Source organism: Nocardia asiatica NBRC 100129, from assembly GCF_000308415.1.
Lineage (GTDB): Bacteria > Actinomycetota > Actinomycetes > Mycobacteriales > Mycobacteriaceae > Nocardia > Nocardia asiatica.
In genome coordinates this window covers 15,351-33,204 of sequence record NZ_BAFS01000025.1, presented here as the reverse complement: position 1 = coordinate 33,204, position 17,854 = coordinate 15,351, and the positions used below count along the sequence as shown (strand labels likewise).

Below are 17,854 nucleotides of genomic sequence, written 5' to 3'. Positions count from 1 at the left end.
GACGCGTCGTTCGCCGGGACGGTCACCGATCGCACGCCCGCGCCGGATCGCGCCCTGCGCGTCGGCGTCGCGTATCCGCTCCAGATGCAGAACACCCCGCCGTCGGTGACCCGGTTGCTGAACGCCATCGCCAACGGTGAGCGGCTGCGCGAGCAGGCGGTGGTCGCGGCGGCCGCCCGCGCGACGCTCGAACGCGCCAAGGCCGAGGCGGCCGCCGCCGTCGCGGGCGAGCGTCAGCCGTGGATGACCGGAACCGCGCCGGTGCAGCCGGGGGCGATCGCGCCGAGCGGCAGGGGCTTCGTGCTACCCACCCGAGGGCTTTTCACCTCGGGCTTCGGGTCGCGCTGGGGCACGTTCCACAACGGCATCGACATCGCGGGCCCGCTCGGCACCCCGATCTACGCGGTCGCCGACGGCACGGTCATCGACGCGGGACCGGCGCAGGGCTTCGGTCTGTGGGTACGCATTCGTCACGACGACGGCAGCATCACCGTCTACGGGCACATGTACGACTTCTTCGTCTCGGTCGGCGAGCGCGTGCCCGCGGGCATGCAGATCGCCCGCATGGGCAATCGCGGCGACTCCACCGGCCCGCACCTGCACTTCGAGGTGATCGTCGGCGGACAGCACGTGGACCCGCAGCAGTGGCTGGCGCTGCGCGGACTCACGTTCGGCTGAGCCGGCACGCAGGCGGCCGCTCGGCGGCATCGGAGACGATTCCGCACACCGGTTCGACTCCCGAGGGCGGCGACCCCAAGCCGGCCATGTGTCGGTGTAGCGGATCGCGCCGACGCTGCCGACCGGTCGCCGAAGCGCTCCCGATCCGGCCGTCCGGGCCGTCGAGTCGTGCGCCGACCGAACCGCCGGTCAGATCTCGATGCGACCTTCGACGGCGGCCAAGCCGATATCGGTGCGGTAGTGGCTGCCCGGCAGTTTGATCGCGGCGATGCGGTCGTAGGCGCGCGTGCGCGCCTCGACGAGGTCGGCCCCGACGCCGACCACGTTCAGCACCCGTCCGCCCGCGGAGATCAGGGCGCCGTCCTCGCGCTGCGCGGTGCCCGCGTGCAGGACCATGGCGTGCGCGTCGGACGCGCCCTCGCCCGCCCCCGAGATGGCGTCGCCGACGCGCGGGCGGCCGGGGTAGTTCTCCGCGGCGAGCACCACGGTGATCGCCGAGCCGTCGCGCCAGCGCGGTGGGGCGACCTGCGCCAGCGTGCCGGTGGCGGTGGCGTGCAACAGCTCGCCGAGCGGGCTGTCCAGCAGCGCGAGCACCGCCTGCGTCTCCGGATCGCCGAAACGGCAATTGAATTCGACCACGGCGGGACCGGCCGCGCCGATCGCCAGCCCGGCGTAGAGCAGGCCGGAGAATCCGCTGCCGCGCCGCACCAGTTCGGCGGCAACGGGTTTCACGACGTCGTCCACGATCGCGGTGACGGTCGCCTCGGGCAGCCAGGGCAGCGGCGTGTAGGCGCCCATGCCGCCGGTGTTGGGGCCGGTGTCGCCGTCACCGACGCGCTTGTGGTCCTGCGCGGGCAGCAGCGGAACCACTGTCTCCCCGTCCACCAGGCAGAACAGCGACACTTCGGGCCCGTCGAGGAACGATTCCAGCAGCACCGGGTGGCCCTGCTCGAGCAGTTCGGCGCCGTGGTCACGTGCGGCGGAGCGGTCGGCGGTCACCACCACGCCCTTGCCCGCGGCCAGGCCGTCGTCCTTCACCACCCAGGTGGGGCCGAAGCGGTCCAGCGCGTCGTCCAGCTCGGCCGGGTTGTCCACGACCTCGCTGTGCGCGGTGCGCACGCCCGCGGCGGACATCACGTCCTTGGCGAAGGCCTTGGAGCCCTCGATCCGGGCGGCCGCGGCCGACGGGCCGAAACAGGCGATACCGGCCACGCGCACCGCGTCGGCGACGCCGAGCACCAGCGGCACCTCGGGACCGATCACCACCAGGTCGGCGTCCACCTCGGTGGCCAGCGCGACCACGTCCTCGGCGGCGCACGGGTCGACCGGCCGCACCTGCGCGTGCTGGGCGATCCCGGCGTTGCCGGGAGCGGCGAAGAGCGCCGTCACCGCGGGGTCCCGGCGCAGCGCCAGGACGAGGGCATGTTCACGGGCTCCGGAACCGATGACGAGTACACGCACGGCAGACAGCCTAAACGAGCCGTTCGGCGTCTTCGCCGCTGCCGGTGCGCGCGAAGGGGATGATGTATAGGGACAACGGATGTGGGCGCACCGGGCCCATTTTCTTTCCGGCATGCGCGGGGGCGTGACCGCTCCTGCCACTGGAGCACCGAAGGAAGTGCTGACAAATGGGTCTGATCGACGGACTGATGGGCAACGCCGGCCGGATCGATCCGGGGCAGGCGCAACAGGAGTACGCCAAACTACTCGGCAACGGTGAACAGGTCTACGCCGCGTACTTGCTGGTCCGCGACGCGATGCTGTTCACCAACCGCCGCCTGATCCTGATCGACAAGCAGGGCGTCACCGGCCGCAAGGTGAGCTACCACAGCGTTCCCTATCGCGCGATCACCCATTTCTCGGTGGAGACCGCGGGCACCTTCGATCTGGACGCCGAGCTGGCCATCTGGATCGCAGGCACCGCAGAACCCCTGTTGAAGCGGTTCAACCGGCAGGTGGACATCTACGAGGTCCAGGGCATTCTGTCGCACTTCGTCGCGGTGTAGCGGGAGCCGGTCCGGCGCCTCGGCGCACCGGCCGGTCTACGCTGCGGAACATGGCTTCTGTCTTCAGCGCGATCATCGCCGGTCAGATCCCGGGCCGTTTCGTCTGGGAAGACGACGAGTTCGTCGGGTTTCTCACCATCGCCCCGGTCACCCCCGGTCACACGCTCGTGGTGCCCCGCAAGGAGATCGACCACTGGCAGGACGTCGACGGCGACACCTTCGCCAGGCTCACCGCCGTCGCCCAGAAGATCGGCCAGGCCGTGTGCGCGGCATGGGACGCCCCGCGCGCCGGTCTGCTGATCGCGGGCATGGAGGTGCCGCACCTGCACTTGCACGTGTTCCCGGCCTTCTCGCTGGGTGACTTCGACATCTCCGGCGCCGACCCGAACCCCAGCCCCGAATCCTTGGACGAGGCGCAAGCCAAGATCAAGCAGGCGCTGTGCGACCTGGGCTACGGCGCCAACGTCCCCGACTGACCGCGTACGGCGCGACGGAAGGTCCGGCCACGGCGTGGTCGGACCTTCCGTCTTCTTCCGTCAGCCCTGCACGTCGCGCAGTGGAGTATCCACCCCGCCGACCGCGACGGTCGCCAGCGTCTGGGCCGGCGTCCAGAAGATGCGGCCGTGCTCGTAATCCTGATAGGCGCCGGTATCCCAAGGGATCTCGTCGCTCGTCGGCCAGCCCAGCGGCCCGTTCTGGTAACCCGAACGGTTCCAGCGGTCGCGGATCGCGCCGTGCACCCAGAAGACGTCGGCACTCGATTGCCTCCGGTAGAGCGCACCGCCCTGGAAGCCTTGCACCTCACCCGCCGGCTGGCCGTCCGGCCCGGGCAGGACGGCGCGACCGGTGATCGGGTAGCCGAGCGGACCGGCCTCCCAGCCCAATGCCTCGAACTTCCCCCACAGCGTCTCCGGGATGGCGTGCGCGCCGGTGTCCGGGTGCCAATAGATGTACCCGTGCTCGAATTGGGCGAAGCGGCCCGCACCGTCGGGCGTGGTGATCTCACCCTGCGTGATCCGGTTGCCCAGCCACGGATTCGCGGCCGCGCAATCGTTGATCGCGTTCGGCTCCGAACCACCCGGCTCACCGGTGGCGAAAGCGCGCACGTCGTCGGCGAATACGTCCCAGGGAAAGTTCGGTCCCACGTCGGTGTGCGTGCCGATGCCGAGACACTCGGTGACGTACTTGTGGTCGGAGATTCCTTGACGGCGCTGATAAGGCGGCGCGATGACATGCGTGTCGAACCCGTACTTGCGTGCGTCCTGCACGGCGAGCCAGGCCGCGATGCGGATGTCGTCGCGGATGCGCAACCATTCGGTCCGGCTCCACGCGGCGCGACTGCCCGCGAAGCAGAGGTTGATCGTGAACGGGTTCGCGTCCAGCACCGACCAGCTGGCCAGATCGGTGTCGACCACGTCGACCACCACGCGGTCGCGGACGGTGTAGTGGTAGCTCACGCCGTTGGCCGGATTGTTGAGGTAGTTGGCCAGGCTCTCGGCCGTTCCGTTGCCTTCCTGGGTGTGCAGCAGGAAGTTCTCCACGCGTGCGCCGTGACGGCTCGACGCGGAGTAGCCCATCCGGTCCAGTTCGACGTATTCCGGTTTCTGCACTGCTCCCCCTGGAATCGAAGCGGCCTTCGACCACTGGCCGTAGTCGTCGGCGAGAACTTTGTTGACGTCCACCACGACACCGGCGACCTGGTCGCGGTCGATGCGGATCTGGTGGAGGTGGGCGGCCGGATGGTCGCCGTTGATCGAGGAGTCGCCGGACCAGTTGTGCTGCCAGAACCAGGTGGCGACGCCGTCCTCCAGTGCCCATTCGATGCATCGGGCATTGCCGTACATGCCGGTCCATTCCAACCCGACGACCGACGCCCAGCCCCGCAGAAACGGCGCGATCAACGAATTCCACTCCGCCAGGGAGGGATTGGCGTCCACGGGCGCATACAGCGGACGGAAGCCCGGCCCGCCTGCCGCGAAGTGGTAATCGAGCGCGATCCGCGCATGATGTACACCCGCGTCGTAACCGCCTTTCCAGTCCGACGTCTCGCCCTTGCCGTACTGGTAATTGGTCACTATTTCCAGCCCGACGGCGCGCAATCTGTCGCAGTACTCCCGCCGCAGCGGCTTCGCACCGAAATTCGTGCCCGGACGGGAATCGCTGAAGTAGCCTATGACGCCCGCGTATCCGGCGTCCTTGATCGCTTGCGGCTCGATGAGCGCGGCGGAGAAGTCGATCAGCTCAGTCATCACACAACCCCCTGAATCGTACGATCCCGCGTATCGTTCGTCGGCGACGCGTTGTATTCGTACATCTCAGCAACTTTCGGCAGATGAAGATCCCGACACCGTTCATTTTCCCGAATATGCGCGAAGTATGCCAGTATGTTCCATTCGTAGCCCATCCGGTGTTTGCGCGTGACCTGACCAGGTGCATCGCGAAACCTGTTTGCGCACACCAGACCAAGAACAGACTCTTAGCCGAAAACATGCTAGTCAGTCGGTAATCAGAACTGCTGATCGTTCGCTATCGTCCGTAATACTGGTCGGCCGCTTCATTCAGCAATTTCGGCCGGAACTGGATGGCAAATCGTTCCACGCCTTCAGGCGAATTCGAATCGGGCAGCCTCCGCCGCACTATTCACGGACAGCGGCGACAACTGCTGCTCGCGCGGCCGAGCCCGACGAGCCGGATACCACCCAAGCGGGGAGCGGAAACCAGCCGGGCGCACGGCGGTAATCGGCCGCAAGGTCGACGTCCGTGCCGGCCTGAACGAGGTCGTGATCACCTGCGGTGGCTCCGAAGTCGGGCGCCACCACCGATGCTGGGCTGCGCATCAGACACTCAGCGATCCCGATCACGTGGCCGCGGCGAAAGACCTGCGGCGGTCCCGGCACCTGGCCTCGGTGCCCGTGCTCGATACCGGTGTCGAGCATCGCGATCTGTCCACCTATGACCGGTTGCTCAACGTCGACAGCGAAGGGATCGCCTGATGGTCACCAAAACCTCCACCAACGGTGCCCGCAACGTCGGCTCCGAGATCGCTTATCTGGCGGGGGCTCTCAAAGCCCCGACATTGGCCGGTGCTGTCGACCGGCTCGCCGAACGGCCGGCACCGAGAACTGGAGCCACGAGGAGTTCCTCGCCGCGTGGGGTATATCCCGTTCGAATCCGAGGCCGCGAACCTGTTCTTCCAGCTGGTCTCGTCCCGGTATGAACGGGCAAGTTCGATCGTGACGAGCAACAAGCCGTTCAGCCGCTGGGGAGAAGTATTCGGTGACGACGTCGTCGCCGCGGCCATGATCGACAGGCTGGTCCACCACGCCGAGGTCATCTCCCTCAAAGGCGACAGTTACCGGCTCAAGGACCGCGACCTCGGCCGCGTCCCCGCCGCCAAGCCCAACGCCTGACCCCGAACGCGCGATATGCGGCATGTGAGGAGGTTCATCGGACCACCTGCCCGACAGTGCCCTGCCGGGGCCGTTCTTGGGGGCTGGTCAAGATAGCATCGGGGCTGGCACTAGGTCAGGACTGGAGATGCCTCGCAACAGACGTCCGCAGGATCGGGAAGAGAAGCGCGCGGAGATCGTGGTGGCTGCTCGGCGGTTGTTCGTCGAGCAGGGTTACGACGCGGCGTCGATGACGCGGATCGCCCGCGACGCCGGAGTCGTGTCGAACACGCTGTACTGGTACTTCCAGGACAAGGACGCGGTATTGATCGCGGTCCTGGACGCGGTCCTGGCCGACTCGATGGCCTCCTACAGCGAAATGCTGGACTCGGGGCTGTCCGATCGGCTGTTGTGGCTGGTCGAGGAATTGGAACAACTGGGGCGGTTGGTGAGTACGGTGCACATGCGCGCCGAGAAGTCCGCAGCCATTCACGAATGGCACGAGCAGTTCCACGCGCTGGCCGAGGGATTGTTCCGGGCAGAGCTGATCGAGTTCGGCGTGCCCGCACACGATGTCGATCCGCTGGTCGCGATCGGCGTTTTCGTTGTCGAGGGCTTGCTGACGCATCCGAGCGAGCAGGCCCAGCGGCGCGCGGTGATCGAGACGTTGCTGAACAGCGCTCGCAGTCTTGCCGCAGCCGCCGACTAGCGCCTGCTCTGCGCACGTCCACGAGCCAGGGGTGACCTACTGCGTGTTGTGTGCGGTGTTATCGAATTGTGTAGCCAGGAAATCGAGTTGGTCACGCACGGCGCGGTCGAAGTGCTCGCCCAGGTAGATGCCGAAGTGGTCGCACGGGTAGTTCTGGACGTGCACGTGTGCCAGGCCCTGCGCGCGACGCTTCGTGGTCTTCGCGGGCGCGGCCGCGTCGTTGTCGCAGACACACAGCAGCGTCGGAGTGCTGAAGCGAGCCAGCGCGCGACCGGGCCGATCGCGCGGAAGGTGCAGCACCAGCCGTGCGGCCAGGGCGTTGGCAGCATCGAATTCACCGTCTGGGCCGCGCAATACACCCCACATGCTGTCGCGACCGACACCGGTCACGGGTTCTTCCCCTGCGTCGATCTCGGTCAGCTCGATGTTCCTCGACACCTGAGCCCGCACCGACGGCAGCCGTTTCAACAACGTGCTGGTGCGCCGCGAGAGCCGGGTCCCCGCAGGCAGGAGGGCGGAAGCGCCGGCGAGGGCGTCGGGTGAGGCCACGAACGCGGGCATCCAAGCCGTCCCCGCCATCGGCACCAGGATCGGCTTCGCGCCGAACCAGGAACCGACCGTGTCGAGGATGCCTGCCACTGTCAGCGCTACCACGCTCAGCGGGCCGGTCCGGATACGCGAGCGCAACGACGCCGGTCCGTCGGTGAAGGGGCACTGGGCCACGACCGCCGCGATTCGAGTGTCTTCGGACGCGACCTGAAGGACATGTCCGCCGCCGAAAGAGCTGCCCCACAGCGCGATCCGGTCGACATCGACCTCCGGAAGTGTGCGTACGAAGGCCAGGGCGGCATGCCAATCGGCGCGTTGCCGTCCGATATCGAGGAGCTGGCGCGGCGCTCCGCCGCTGGCCCCGAGGTGGCGGTAGTCGAACACCAGCACCGACCACCCCACGTCGGCGAACCGTTCCGCGTAGGCATCCAGGCGCATCTCCCGCACCGCCCCGAGCCCGTGCCCCATGATCACCATCGGGCGCGGGCCGTTGCGGTCAGGCGCGGTGTACAGCCAGGCCGCGCACTCGTCTCGGCCAGAGGGGAACGAGACCTCACGCCGCCGCACCGCTACCGCCTCGCGCCGATCGGCCGGCCCACTGATTTCCATGACTCGCGTCCTCCGCTTCACCACCGTTCTTCTTGGACGCCATCCAAGAAGCAGGTCGGGGCTACAGTAAAGGCTTCTTGGACACCAGTCAAGAAGTCGGCGGGGTCACGGATCCACGTCGGCGACAACTCACCACCCAATCGCGGTAATCCGCAACACCGGACGCCGTCGGACTCGGGTGGGTCACAATTGAGCCGGAAGAGACGGTCACGGTTGGGCCGGAGTTGACACGCGAAATCGAGCCAGATTGCTACGCCTCACGAGAAGTCGTTCATGAATGCGATTGTGATGGCGGCGGCACCGGGATGGTGGCGAGCCGATTGCGTGGGTCCAGCACACTCGGCCAGCCATCGACGGGAGCATCACCCCACCATCGCCGGCCATCGGGGTCGGTCCACTCCCAGCGCTCCGGAGGCCCGCCGCCGAGTCTGACGGTGAAAAGTCCGAGGCCTGCTGCGCCGCAGAGCCCGAATCGTGTTCCCGTAGTGTGGGGCTCAGCGGTCCAGTGATCGGTGACACCTCGAGGTGGGCGAACCGGGCCGCAAACCTGCCGGCGGTATTGCTGTAGCGCAGGCACAATGCCAGACCGATGTCGATCCAGCACTCGTTGACCGTGTGCAGTGAGTGCGGCCGACCGGCCAGCCAGACCAGATTCTCGGCGACCGCGACCGCCCATTGACGGTGCGCTTTGGCCACGAGATCGGCGTAGTACGGATTGCGCGGGTGCTCACCCGCTACGGCGGGCGGGGAGTTCTCACCCGCTCCGCCACCGCCTATGTAGTGCTTGTGGCGGGTCATCGAGCACCATGCGGAGCAGCTCGCGTACGCGTCGTACGCGCTCCGGTAGAGGCCAACCGAGTCACGACCACACCGCGACGCCGTGACATCCCTCAAGCGTCCGGCGGGCGGTCGTAGGCGTCGATGGCGGCCTTGGAAGTCGACGGGTCCTGCAACACCAATTCCCACGGACCGGAATTGATTTCGAAACTTTTGCCGAATCCGACCCACTTCCCGGCCATACGGGCACCGGTCAGCTCGATAAGCAGTTGGATAGCCCCGTGGTAGTAGGCGCCACGGTAGTAGCCGTCCTGGGCGGTGTGCTCGCGCCAGGTGCCCGTAGCAACGTGCCCGTCAACGGTCAGGTCCATCTCCATGGCGGACCGCGCGGAGTTCGGCAAGGAGCGCACGGTCAGGCGGCTGTCGTGCTGCAACACCACGACATGGTGCGCGGCCGTGAACGTCGCATCTCGCCCGGACGAGTAGTACTCGTAGCGGGACAGCCAGATTCCCGAGTAATTGCCCGGCGTCCTCGGGCGCCGCGCGGTGGCGAACTGCTCGGACGCGACTTCGCCGATAGCGGAGTCGACCTCGGTGCCGTCCGCGCCGCCCGAAAGACTTCGGCCGGCCATCACGGCACCGAATCCCAACGACTCGATCGGCAGCCGCATCACTTTCTCCAGGGCTCGCGCGTGCGACGGCCGGGGATTGGTGGTGAGTCCTGATTCCCACCGCTGCACAAGGCGTTTGGTGGCGCTGGCGCACCCGGCTTCCCGGAGCGCCCGAGCTAGGTCGTCCTGACTCATCAGACGCGCGTTCCGGGCCGCGCGGAGTGCCGTATTAGGTGCGGAAGCCATGTCGCCACCGTAGCCCTTTGACGCCTAAATGTCGCCCCGAATAGAGGCGCGTTGACACCGGTTACGTCATCGCGCGGACACGGCCTGACAGCCGACTCTGAACGTGGCCCCGGCGTCGGGTCGAGACCCGACCTCCTCGACGCCGGGCGCAGACCAACCACACCACAACACGCGAAGAGGTAACCAGAATGCCCACAGACCTCACGGTCATCCTCATCGTCATGGCCGCCGTCACCGGACTGCTGATACTCGTCTTTTGGGTGCTGCCCTGGTTGATCGACCTCGGCGGCGAGCCGGACGAGTCGGTTCCTGCGCGTGAGATCTTTGCGCGGCTGGAGGACGAGCAGCGATGACGAAGCGGCGCTCCTGGGTGGAGGACTATTGCGAAGACGGCAACATGCCCGTCGATGATGAGCACGCGCGAGGGCTGATGAAGTTGCACGCGAGTTGCGCCCCGCCGTGCCGCGGAAGCTGGTGGCCGAGCGCTACCTCCGTGAGCGCGGCGCGGGAAAAGAGGCCACGACCACGAGGCGCCACGGGTGACTTCACCCGTGCTCGGCACGGCCTCTACCACTGAGCTTCAGACGCGCAGCGGCTGGGAAAGAGCCCCCTGTCAGGATTGAACTGACGACCGCTCGCTTACAAGGCGAGTGCTCTACCACTGAGCTAAGGAGGCGGGAAAGCGGTTGTCATCATAACCGGGCGCGGCGTCTGTGTGACAAACGGAATTCGCGTTCGGCGACGAACGCGACCGTACCGGCCGGACAACCGCTTTCGAGTGAAGCGAGATCGAGCGTTGCTCGTTCGCGGCCCGCTCAGGCCCGAACGACCGGCCCGCCCACGACGAAGTCGTCAGCGGCGGTCGCTCGGACGCGAGACACGACGGAACCACGAACCCGCCGCGCCGGGAGCGCGGCACTCGGCGGACCGATCAGGACTGGGCGCCCTGACGGGCCGCATCGTCGGCGGCCATGGCGTCGCGCAGGCTCTTCGGACGCATGTCGGTCCAGTTCTTCTCCACGTACTCGACACAGGCGGCGCGGCTGTCCTCACCGAACACGACTCGCCATCCGGCTGGAACCTCTGCGAAGGCCGGCCACAGGGAATGCTGTTCCTCGTCGTTGACCAGGACGAAGAAGCGGCCGTCTTCATCATCGAAGGGGTTGGTGCTCAATTTCACCTCACTGGATACTGGCGCTATGTACGGGATCGCTCCTGATTCACACGGTGCCGGGTTGCTGCCAACCCCTGGCGCCGAGAGAACCCGAGCGTTGTTTCGACACTAGCAAGCAAGACGTTACGCCTGGGCGGTTACCTATGCTGTCGCCTCGCCGACGCGCAATCACGCCGCGAAGAAGTCGAGGAGAATTTTGTTGACCGCCTCCGGCCGTTCCAAATATCCGAAATGCCCGGCGTCCGGTACCTCCTGATACCGCGCGCCCGGGATCACCTCGGCGATCTCCCTGGACAGGTACGGCGGAATCATCCGGTCGTCGGCGAAACCGATCGACAGGCAGGGCACCCGGATCGCCCGGTAGGCCTGGACCCGATCGAAATCGTGGTCCATCCGCCGCTGCGCCCGGATGCCGGGCGGGACCGGCCCGCCGGTGAACTCGAACAGGTCGAGCCAGTCGCGCGCGGCGTTCGGCTCGGCCATGGTCGCGGGCGAGAGGTTCATGACCGCGGTGATCGCCGCCTCGTATTTCGGCGGCAGCTTCACCCCGGCGGCGTCGAGTTCGTGCTCGCCGAGCGACAGGGTCTTCTGGAACTGGTCGAGCCGCCCGTGCCCGGCCATGAACACCGCCTTGCGCACCAGCTCGGGGCGGGCCAGCGCCAGCTCCTGCGCCACGCGCGCCCCCATCGAGGTGCCCACCACCAGCGCGGGGCCCTCGTCCAGGACCTCGATCAGGGCGGCGGTGTCGGCGACCAGCTCGTCGATGGTCATGCCGGAGGCCGCCTCGAAGGACGGGGCGATCCCGCGGTTGTCGAATGTGCACACCCGGTAACCGGCCGCGACCAGAGCGGGAACCTGGTGCAGGTCCCACACCCGGCCGGGACTGCCGGTGCCCATGATCATGACGACGAGCGGCGCGGAGCCCTTGGCGCGGTCACCCTTCACCTGGTAGTTGAGGGAAATCCCGTTCACCGTGGCCAGCGGCATGTCGACCCTTTCGTGGAGTTGGTGCTGCTCCCCCACGGTATAGGGACCGCAGGGGCCGACGCACCGACCGGGGTGCCCTGGTGGCGCGTGCCACGCTTCGGCCAACGCCCCGGCGGGCGCACCTTCCAGCGTCGCATACCATTGACTTTTCGCAGGGTAAGAGCGCACAAAGCCGGGAGGACTTGACGATGGCCGCGAAGGGCAGCGCGAACGACATTGCGGACGACGATCTGGAACCGCTCGCCGACGAAACCGCGCGTCAGGCGCAACGGGTGGTCGCGGCTTACGCCGAGGACGCCGATGAATGCCGGATGTTGTTGTCCATGCTGGGTATTGGACCGAACGCTCGAGGCGAATAACCTCGTTCTCGACGCCAACGGCGACGTCGACTACACAACTCCAGCGGGATACAGCGACGCGCAAAGGATGCGTGAGTGGACCAGATGAACCCGTCCGACGACTCCGAGCACGCCAGAGAAACCTCGACTGCCGGCACCGCGGCGGAAACCACCGGCTCCGGCGCGGGCTCCGGTTTCGTCGTCGTCGCCAATCGGCTCCCGGTCGACCTCGAACGCCTGCCCGACGGCAGCACCAGGTGGAAGCGCAGCCCCGGCGGTCTGGTGACCGCCCTGGAATCGGTCCTACGCAACAACAAGGGCGGCTGGGTCGGCTGGGCGGGCGTCCCGGACGTGGACGTCGACCCCATCATCGAGGACGGCCTCGAACTGCATCCGGTCCCGCTGTCGGCGCAAGAGGTGGCCGACTACTACGAGGGCTTCTCCAACGGCACCCTGTGGCCGCTCTACCACGACGTGATCGTGCGGCCGGTCTACGACCGCAAGTGGTGGAGCGCGTACGTCACCGTGAACCGGCGCTTCGCCGAGGCCACCGCCAAGGTCGCCGCCGAGGGCGCGACCGTGTGGGTGCAGGACTACCAGCTGCAACTCGTGCCGAAGATGCTGCGCATGCTGCGCCCGGACTTGACCATCGGGTTCTTCCTGCACATCCCGTTCCCGCCGGTCGAGCTGTTCATGCAGATGCCGTGGCGCACCGAGATCGTGGAGGGCCTGCTCGGCGCCGACCTCATCGGCTTCCACCTGCCCGGCGGCGCGCAGAACTTCCTCTACCTGGCGCGCAGGCTGGCCGGCCAGCCGACTTCGCGCGGCTCGGTCGGCGTGCGCTCCAAGCTCGGCGTCGTCCAGGTCGGCTTCCGCACGGTGCGGGTCGGCGCGTTCCCGATCTCCATCGCCTCCGCAGAGATGGACGAGCACTCCAGGCGCAGGTCGGTGCGCGAACGCGCCGCGAAGATCCGCGCCGAACTGGGCAACCCGAAGACCATCCTGCTCGGCGTGGACCGGCTGGACTACACCAAGGGCATCGACATCCGGCTCAACGCGCTGGAGGAATTGCTGATCGAGGGCCGGGTCGACCCCACCGACACCGTCATGATCCAGCTGGCCACCCCGAGCCGTGAGCGCGTCGAGAGCTACATCCAGATGCGCGGCGACATCGAACGCCAGGTCGGCCGGATCAACGGCGAGTTCGCGCGGGTCGGCTACCCGGTGGTGCACTACCTGCACCGCCCGATCCCGCGCGACGAGCTGATCGCGTTCTTCGTCGCCGCCGACGTCATGCTGGTGACGCCGCTGCGCGACGGCATGAACCTGGTGGCCAAGGAGTACGTCGCCTGTCACAGCGGGCTCAACGGCGCCTTGGTGCTGAGCGAGTTCACCGGCGCCGCGGCCGAGCTGCGGCAGGCGTACCTGTGCAACCCGCACGACCTCGACGACGTGAAGGACGCCATCGTCGCCGCGCTGGAGGACGAGCGCGACGTCAAGCGCAGGCGGATGCGCTCGCTGCGCAGGCAGGTGCTGGCCCACGACGTGGATCGCTGGGCCCGCGCTTTCCTCGACGCCTTGGCGCAGGACCAGGTCGCGGGCAGCGCGCTGCTGACCGACGACGACGTCTACCCCGAGGACCGCGACCCACGCTGAATCGCCCGTTCACAGGAACCACCCAGCTTCGGTCCAGGAACTTCGCAGGCGGATGCCGGACCATGAAGCCATGAGTGGTGGGTCCCTGCAGCAGACGCCCGAAGCCAAGGTCCTGGTGGTGGACGACGAGCCGATGATCGTCGAACTGCTCGCGGTGAGCCTGCGCTACCAGGGCTTCGAGGTGGACAGCGCGGCCGACGGCGCCCAGGCGCTGGACAAGGCGCGCAGCTTCCGTCCCCAGGCCCTCATCGTGGACGTGATGATGCCCGGCATGGACGGCTTCGGCCTGCTGCGCCGGTTGCGCGCCGACGGGGTCGACGCGCCGGTGCTGTTCCTGACCGCGCGCGACGACGTGCAGGACAAGATCACCGGCCTCACCCTCGGGGCCGACGACTATGTCACGAAGCCGTTCAGCTTGGAAGAAGTGGTGGCCCGGCTACGGGTCATCCTGCGGCGTGCGGGTCACGCGCCGGTGCAGCGGGAGAGTTCGCGTCTGCGCTTCGAGGACATCGAGCTCGACGACGACACCCACGAGGTGTGGAAGGCGGGCGAGCCGGTCGCGCTGTCGCCTACCGAGTTCACGCTGCTGCGCTACTTCATGGTCAACGCGGGCACCGTGCTGAGCAAGCCGCGCATCCTCGACCACGTGTGGCGCTACGACTTCGGCGGCGAGGTGGGCGTGGTGGAGACCTACGTCTCCTACCTGCGCAAGAAGGTGGACACCGGGGACACCCGGCTGATCCACACGCTGCGCGGCGTCGGCTACGTGATGCGCGCGCCGCACCGCAAGAGCGGTTCATGAGCCCGAGCCGGCTCGTCACGGCCCGCGCGAAGGTCTCCGGCCTGCTGTCCGCGGTCCCGCTGCGGGTGACGCTGATGGCCCTGCTGGTGCTCACCGCCGGGCTCGGCCTGCTCGTCTCCGGCATGGTGGTCACCTCGGCCCTGGAACAGCAATTGACCGATCGCACCGACCAGCAGTTGCGCCAGGGCGCGATGGAATGGTCGCGGCGCGGACCGCCGCCGCCGTTGCTGCCGCCCGACCCGCGCCACGCCCCGAGCCAGTTCTACGTGCGCTCGGTTCGCACCGAGGGGCGCACGTTCTTCCTCCGCGCATTCGGAGCCGACGCCGAACCCGATATTCCGTCCACACCGCGATCCGGTCCGTACACTGTCGGCTCCGTGGGCGGAGGACCGGTCCAGTGGCGCGCGCTGACCGTGCGCACGCCGGACGGCACCACCACGGTGGCGCTGCCGCTCACCCAGAACACCGACACCGTGCAGCGGCTGGTGATGCTGGAGTTGGTCGTCGGAGCGATCGTGCTGGCTGTGCTGGCGGTGATCGCGTACTTCGTGGTGCGGCGCAGCCTGCGGCCGCTGCGCCGGGTGGAGAGCACCGCCGCGGCCATCGCCCGCGGCGACCTGCACCGCCGAGTGCCGGTACGCGGCACGAACACCGAGGTGGACCGGCTGTCCAGGTCACTGAACGGGATGCTGGCGCAGATCCAGCGCGCGTTCACCACGACCGCCGCGTCCGAGGAGGCGGCCCGCCGGTCCGAGGAGCGCATGCGTCGTTTCATCGCCGACGCCAGTCACGAACTGCGCACCCCGTTGACGACGATTCGCGGGTTCGCCGAACTGTATCGCCAGGGTGCCACGGACGATCCCGCCACGTTCATGGACCGCATCGAGCACGAAGCCCAGCGGATGGGCGTGCTGGTGGAAGACCTGCTGATGCTCGCGCGGCTGGACGCCCAGCGCCCGCTGGAGCTGGGCCCGGTGGACCTCCTCGCCGTCGCCAGCGACGCGGTGCACAACGCGCGGGCCGTGATCGCCGCCGGGCACGCCGACGGCCCCGTCCGCACCGTCGAGCTGAACATCGAGCCGGGCGAGGGCACGCTCGAGGTGAGCGGCGACGAGGCACGGCTGCGCCAAGTCCTGGGCAATCTGCTGAACAACGCCGTCACGCACACCGCGCCCGACGCGAAAGTGACGGTGCGACTGACCCCCGGCCCCGAACACGTCCTGCTGGAAGTGGCCGACACCGGACCGGGACTGCCGCCGGAAGACGCCGAACGCGTCTTCGAGCGGTTCTATCGCGCCGACACTTCCCGCGCGCGAACCAGCGGCGGCACCGGACTCGGTTTGTCCATCGTGCAGGCACTGGTCACCGCGCACGGCGGCGAGGTCGGCGTGCGCAGCTCGACCGAGGCCGGGACGACGTTCACGGTGCGGCTGCCGCGCAGCCCGTCCACGAAGTCCTAGCGTCTCCGCCAGTCCGCTCAGACCGGCGTGACCGACTCCACCAGCCAGCGCGAGTCCGACTTGGTCAAGGCGACGCGCACGCGGCTGCCGGTGGTGGTGCCCTGCGGGGTGTCCTTGCTCGTCATCACCTGGTTGAGGAACAGCAGCACCTGCGCGCGCGAACGATCGGCGGAGATGACGCCGCCCGCCTGGGTGGTAGCGGTGACGGTGAGCTGTTTCTCTTTGGCGCCCGGCGCGATCTGCTTCTCGATCAGCGTCAGGTAGTCCGCGCGGAAGTCGCCGGTGAGGTTGTCGGCGGACTTGGGCAGCTCGGTGTCCACGGTCTGCGGGGTGTAGGTGAACATTGCTTCGACGGTGCGCCCCGCGGTCGCGACCGCGTCCTTGCGCGACTGCTCGGCCTGCCGCGCGTCCCAGTAGCGGTAACCGTTGACACCGCCGATCACCGCTGCCGCGGCGACCACGACCCCGAGCAGCGCGAGCAGGATCTTGCCTCGAATTCCGTTCACGCTGTCTCCTCTCCGGCACGAACGGGGCCTTCCGTGGTCACGCTCCGCTGCCGCCTCCAGGCCTGACCGTTCATGCTCTGCCCCCTCCGGCACGAACGGGGCCTTCCGTGGTCACGCTCCGCTGCCGCCTCCAGGCCTGACCGTTCATGCTCTGCCCTCTCCGGCACGAACGGGGCCTTCCGTGGTCACGCTCCGCTGCCGCCTCCAGGCCTGACCGTTCATGCCACGAACTCCACGTCGGAGACCGTCAGCCCCGAATCCCCGCGCGACACGGTGACCCGGAACCGGTAATACCTGGTCTGCGGCTCGGTCTGGCCCGCGTTGGTCAGCGACTGCTTGGCGGCGATCAGGACCCGGCCGGAGGATTCGTCGTCGCTCTCCAGCGCGGCCTCCACGATCTCGCCGGTGGAGACCACCTTGGCCTGCTGCACGATGCTGGTGAACGGATCGACCCGGCCGTCGAACTCGGTCTTGAACTCACCGGAGGCCAGCGACAGGATCCGGTCGATGTCCTGCTTGGCCGAATCGGCGCGGATCGTGGTCAAGTTGACGATCGCCTGCCGGGCGGTCTCCACGTATTCCGCGCGGCGCTCGTCGCGTTCGTGCGTCGAGCGCATCGCGAGCACCGAGAGCGCCGCGCCGCACACGAGCGCGACGACCAGCAGCGCGGCGGCTGCCGTCGCGAGGATGCGCGGGACGCCACGCCCCTTGCCAGGGGCGGGTTTCTGCTCGGTAGGCGGCGCGTCGGAGGCGGACTCGGCACCGGCTTTCGTCATGGCGACCGTCGCCTTGCCCGCGTCGGCGGTCGCGTCGTCCGTAGCCGGTGCGCCCGGGGTCTTCGACTCGGCGTCGGCAGAACTCGGCTTGTCGTCCGTGACGGCGGTTGCGGTCGCACGGGCAGCGGCGATCGTCGCATCGTCGGCGGTCGAAGACTTCGCGCCGGTACCGGCCGCGATCTCCGCATCATCAGCGGACGGAGACTTCGTGCCGGTGGCAGCCGCAACCTTCGCGTCACTGGCAGCCCCAGCCTTCGCATCACCGGCGACTGCGGCCTTCGCGGTTGTGTCGGTCGCGTTCCTCGCGTCGGCAGAGTTGGCGGTCTTCGCGCCAGTGGCAGCCGCAACCTTCCCGTCACCGGAAGACGCGGCCGCACCGGTGGCAGCCGCAGCCTTCGCATCACCGGCAGACGCGGCCTTCCCGCCGGTGCCAGCCGCGGCCTCCGATTCGTCGACGGCAGCGACCTTCGCGGTTGTGTCGGTCGCGTTCCGCGCGTCGGCGGAGGTCGCGTAGTCCTCGACCGGGGGCGGCCCGGCCGAACGCATCGCACGCCGTCGCGAGCGGTGACCTGCTCCGTTGC

19 protein-coding genes, 1 tRNA gene and 2 pseudogenes are annotated in these 17,854 nt (G+C 68.1%); 13 read left to right on the top strand and 9 right to left on the bottom strand.

Annotated elements, in window-relative coordinates; translation table 11 throughout:
* The coding region (locus ON27_RS03120; RefSeq protein WP_051046165.1) for a M23 family metallopeptidase at window positions 1-678 on the top strand (678 nt) is incomplete at its 5' end.
* A 189-nt stretch (window positions 679-867) separates the two neighbouring features.
* Here the strand turns inward: ON27_RS03120 and purD are convergent.
* Entirely contained in the window at window positions 868-2,139 is a 1,272-nt protein-coding gene (gene purD / locus ON27_RS03115) for a phosphoribosylamine--glycine ligase (RefSeq protein ID WP_043718984.1), read from the bottom strand.
* Between the two features lie 167 nt (window positions 2,140-2,306).
* Here purD and ON27_RS03110 point away from each other — a divergent pair, with 167 nt between their 5' ends.
* Window positions 2,307-2,684 carry a PH domain-containing protein gene (locus ON27_RS03110; protein ID WP_043718981.1) on the top strand — a complete coding sequence of 126 codons (378 nt, stop codon included), beginning with the start codon at window positions 2,307-2,309 and terminating at the stop codon, window positions 2,682-2,684.
* Window positions 2,685-2,734: 50 nt separating this feature from the next.
* Entirely contained in the window at window positions 2,735-3,160 is a 426-nt protein-coding gene (locus ON27_RS03105) for an HIT family protein (RefSeq protein ID WP_043718978.1), read from the top strand.
* A 60-nt stretch (window positions 3,161-3,220) separates the two neighbouring features.
* On the opposite strand, the gene ON27_RS41070 is transcribed toward ON27_RS03105, so the two are convergent.
* Window positions 3,221-4,933: a glycoside hydrolase domain-containing protein gene (locus ON27_RS41070; protein ID WP_083887350.1), complete on the bottom strand. Its 1,713-nt coding sequence runs from the start codon at window positions 4,931-4,933 to the stop codon at window positions 3,221-3,223.
* Between the two features lie 279 nt (window positions 4,934-5,212).
* Here ON27_RS41070 and ON27_RS45725 point away from each other — a divergent pair.
* The 4 genes and pseudogenes from ON27_RS45725 to ON27_RS03080 all read left to right on the top strand — a co-directional run.
* A pseudogene (locus ON27_RS45725) lies at window positions 5,213-5,524 on the top strand (Mu transposase domain-containing protein); the annotation flags it as partial.
* A 21-nt stretch (window positions 5,525-5,545) separates the two neighbouring features.
* Window positions 5,546-5,677: a hypothetical protein gene (locus ON27_RS45335; RefSeq protein ID WP_280411030.1), complete on the top strand. Its 132-nt coding sequence runs from the start codon at window positions 5,546-5,548 to the stop codon at window positions 5,675-5,677.
* Between the two features lie 150 nt (window positions 5,678-5,827).
* Window positions 5,828-6,094: pseudogene (locus ON27_RS45720) on the top strand (ATP-binding protein); the annotation flags it as partial.
* 127 nt (window positions 6,095-6,221) lie between these two features.
* A complete protein-coding gene (locus ON27_RS03080; protein WP_043718971.1) occupies window positions 6,222-6,782 on the top strand; it encodes a TetR/AcrR family transcriptional regulator in 561 nt (186 codons plus the stop codon).
* A 36-nt stretch (window positions 6,783-6,818) separates the two neighbouring features.
* Here the strand turns inward: ON27_RS03080 and ON27_RS03075 are convergent, their stop codons facing one another.
* Both ON27_RS03075 and ON27_RS03070 read right to left on the bottom strand, forming a co-directional pair.
* Complete coding sequence (locus tag ON27_RS03075) at window positions 6,819-7,940, bottom strand: alpha/beta hydrolase (protein WP_051046163.1); 1,122 nt, start codon at window positions 7,938-7,940, stop codon at window positions 6,819-6,821.
* 890 nt (window positions 7,941-8,830) lie between these two features.
* Window positions 8,831-9,574 (bottom strand): helix-turn-helix transcriptional regulator, encoded by a 744-nt coding sequence (locus tag ON27_RS03070; protein ID WP_043718968.1) that lies wholly within the window; start codon window positions 9,572-9,574, stop codon window positions 8,831-8,833.
* A gap of 188 nt (window positions 9,575-9,762) precedes the next feature.
* On the opposite strand from ON27_RS03070, the gene ON27_RS42670 reads away from it, so the two are divergent.
* Entirely contained in the window at window positions 9,763-9,927 is a 165-nt protein-coding gene (locus tag ON27_RS42670) for a hypothetical protein (RefSeq protein WP_157227073.1), read from the top strand.
* Window positions 9,928-10,178: 251 nt separating this feature from the next.
* On the opposite strand, the gene ON27_RS03065 is transcribed toward ON27_RS42670, so the two are convergent.
* The 3 genes from ON27_RS03065 to ON27_RS03055 all read right to left on the bottom strand — a co-directional run bounded on the left by ON27_RS03065 (window position 10,179) and on the right by ON27_RS03055 (window position 11,735).
* Window positions 10,179-10,250 (bottom strand) — tRNA-Thr (locus ON27_RS03065).
* A 255-nt stretch (window positions 10,251-10,505) separates the two neighbouring features.
* Window positions 10,506-10,748: an MbtH family protein gene (locus ON27_RS03060; protein WP_011207082.1), complete on the bottom strand. Its 243-nt coding sequence runs from the start codon at window positions 10,746-10,748 to the stop codon at window positions 10,506-10,508.
* A gap of 168 nt (window positions 10,749-10,916) precedes the next feature.
* Window positions 10,917-11,735 (bottom strand): alpha/beta fold hydrolase, encoded by an 819-nt coding sequence (locus ON27_RS03055; protein ID WP_043718966.1) that lies wholly within the window; start codon window positions 11,733-11,735, stop codon window positions 10,917-10,919.
* Window positions 11,736-11,923: 188 nt separating this feature from the next.
* On the opposite strand from ON27_RS03055, the gene ON27_RS43820 reads away from it, so the two are divergent.
* The 4 genes from ON27_RS43820 (at window position 11,924) to ON27_RS03040 (ending at window position 15,991) form a co-directional block, all read left to right on the top strand.
* The gene (locus tag ON27_RS43820; protein WP_169334155.1) at window positions 11,924-12,094 is read left to right on the top strand and encodes a hypothetical protein; all 171 of its coding nucleotides are present in this window, start codon (window positions 11,924-11,926) and stop codon (window positions 12,092-12,094) included.
* An 84-nt stretch (window positions 12,095-12,178) separates the two neighbouring features.
* The gene (locus ON27_RS03050) at window positions 12,179-13,729 is read left to right on the top strand and encodes an alpha,alpha-trehalose-phosphate synthase (UDP-forming) (RefSeq protein ID WP_043718994.1); all 1,551 of its coding nucleotides are present in this window, start codon (window positions 12,179-12,181) and stop codon (window positions 13,727-13,729) included.
* A 70-nt stretch (window positions 13,730-13,799) separates the two neighbouring features.
* Window positions 13,800-14,531 (top strand): response regulator transcription factor, encoded by a 732-nt coding sequence (locus tag ON27_RS03045; protein WP_043718992.1) that lies wholly within the window; start codon window positions 13,800-13,802, stop codon window positions 14,529-14,531.
* On the top strand, window positions 14,528-15,991 hold the full coding sequence (locus ON27_RS03040) for a sensor histidine kinase (RefSeq protein ID WP_051046162.1): 1,464 nt from the start codon (window positions 14,528-14,530) through the stop codon (window positions 15,989-15,991). The genes ON27_RS03045 and ON27_RS03040 overlap by 4 nt, the downstream gene beginning before the upstream one ends.
* Before the next feature lie 17 nt (window positions 15,992-16,008).
* On the opposite strand, the gene ON27_RS03035 is transcribed toward ON27_RS03040, so the two are convergent.
* Entirely contained in the window at window positions 16,009-16,497 is a 489-nt protein-coding gene (locus tag ON27_RS03035; protein ID WP_306306936.1) for a h domain protein, read from the bottom strand.
* A gap of 218 nt (window positions 16,498-16,715) precedes the next feature.
* On the bottom strand, window positions 16,716-17,273 hold the full coding sequence (locus tag ON27_RS42665) for an Rv1363c family protein (RefSeq protein ID WP_157227072.1): 558 nt from the start codon (window positions 17,271-17,273) through the stop codon (window positions 16,716-16,718).
* On the opposite strand from ON27_RS42665, the gene ON27_RS42660 reads away from it, so the two are divergent.
* On the top strand, window positions 17,272-17,787 hold the full coding sequence (locus ON27_RS42660; RefSeq protein ID WP_157227071.1) for a hypothetical protein: 516 nt from the start codon (window positions 17,272-17,274) through the stop codon (window positions 17,785-17,787). The two genes, ON27_RS42665 and ON27_RS42660, sit on opposite strands and share 2 nt — an antisense overlap.
* The last annotated feature ends 67 nt before the right edge of the window (window positions 17,788-17,854 follow it).

Coding starts and splice junctions, on each gene's coding strand:
- ON27_RS03110 (WP_043718981.1), top strand. CDS start 2,307: ATGGGTCTGATCGACGGACTGATGGGCAACGCCGGCCGGATCGATCCG.
- ON27_RS03050 (WP_043718994.1), top strand. CDS start 12,179: ATGAACCCGTCCGACGACTCCGAGCACGCCAGAGAAACCTCGACTGCC.
- ON27_RS03055 (WP_043718966.1), bottom strand. CDS start 11,735: ATGCCGCTGGCCACGGTGAACGGGATTTCCCTCAACTACCAGGTGAAG.
- ON27_RS42665 (WP_157227072.1), bottom strand. CDS start 17,273: ATGACGAAAGCCGGTGCCGAGTCCGCCTCCGACGCGCCGCCTACCGAG.
- ON27_RS03075 (WP_051046163.1), bottom strand. CDS start 7,940: ATGGAAATCAGTGGGCCGGCCGATCGGCGCGAGGCGGTAGCGGTGCGG.
- ON27_RS03105 (WP_043718978.1), top strand. CDS start 2,735: ATGGCTTCTGTCTTCAGCGCGATCATCGCCGGTCAGATCCCGGGCCGT.
- ON27_RS41070 (WP_083887350.1), bottom strand. CDS start 4,933: ATGACTGAGCTGATCGACTTCTCCGCCGCGCTCATCGAGCCGCAAGCG.
- ON27_RS42670 (WP_157227073.1), top strand. CDS start 9,763: ATGCCCACAGACCTCACGGTCATCCTCATCGTCATGGCCGCCGTCACC.
- ON27_RS03045 (WP_043718992.1), top strand. CDS start 13,800: ATGAGTGGTGGGTCCCTGCAGCAGACGCCCGAAGCCAAGGTCCTGGTG.
- ON27_RS03070 (WP_043718968.1), bottom strand. CDS start 9,574: ATGGCTTCCGCACCTAATACGGCACTCCGCGCGGCCCGGAACGCGCGT.
- ON27_RS03040 (WP_051046162.1), top strand. CDS start 14,528: ATGAGCCCGAGCCGGCTCGTCACGGCCCGCGCGAAGGTCTCCGGCCTG.
- ON27_RS43820 (WP_169334155.1), top strand. CDS start 11,924: ATGGCCGCGAAGGGCAGCGCGAACGACATTGCGGACGACGATCTGGAA.
- ON27_RS03080 (WP_043718971.1), top strand. CDS start 6,222: ATGCCTCGCAACAGACGTCCGCAGGATCGGGAAGAGAAGCGCGCGGAG.
- ON27_RS42660 (WP_157227071.1), top strand. CDS start 17,272: ATGGCGACCGTCGCCTTGCCCGCGTCGGCGGTCGCGTCGTCCGTAGCC.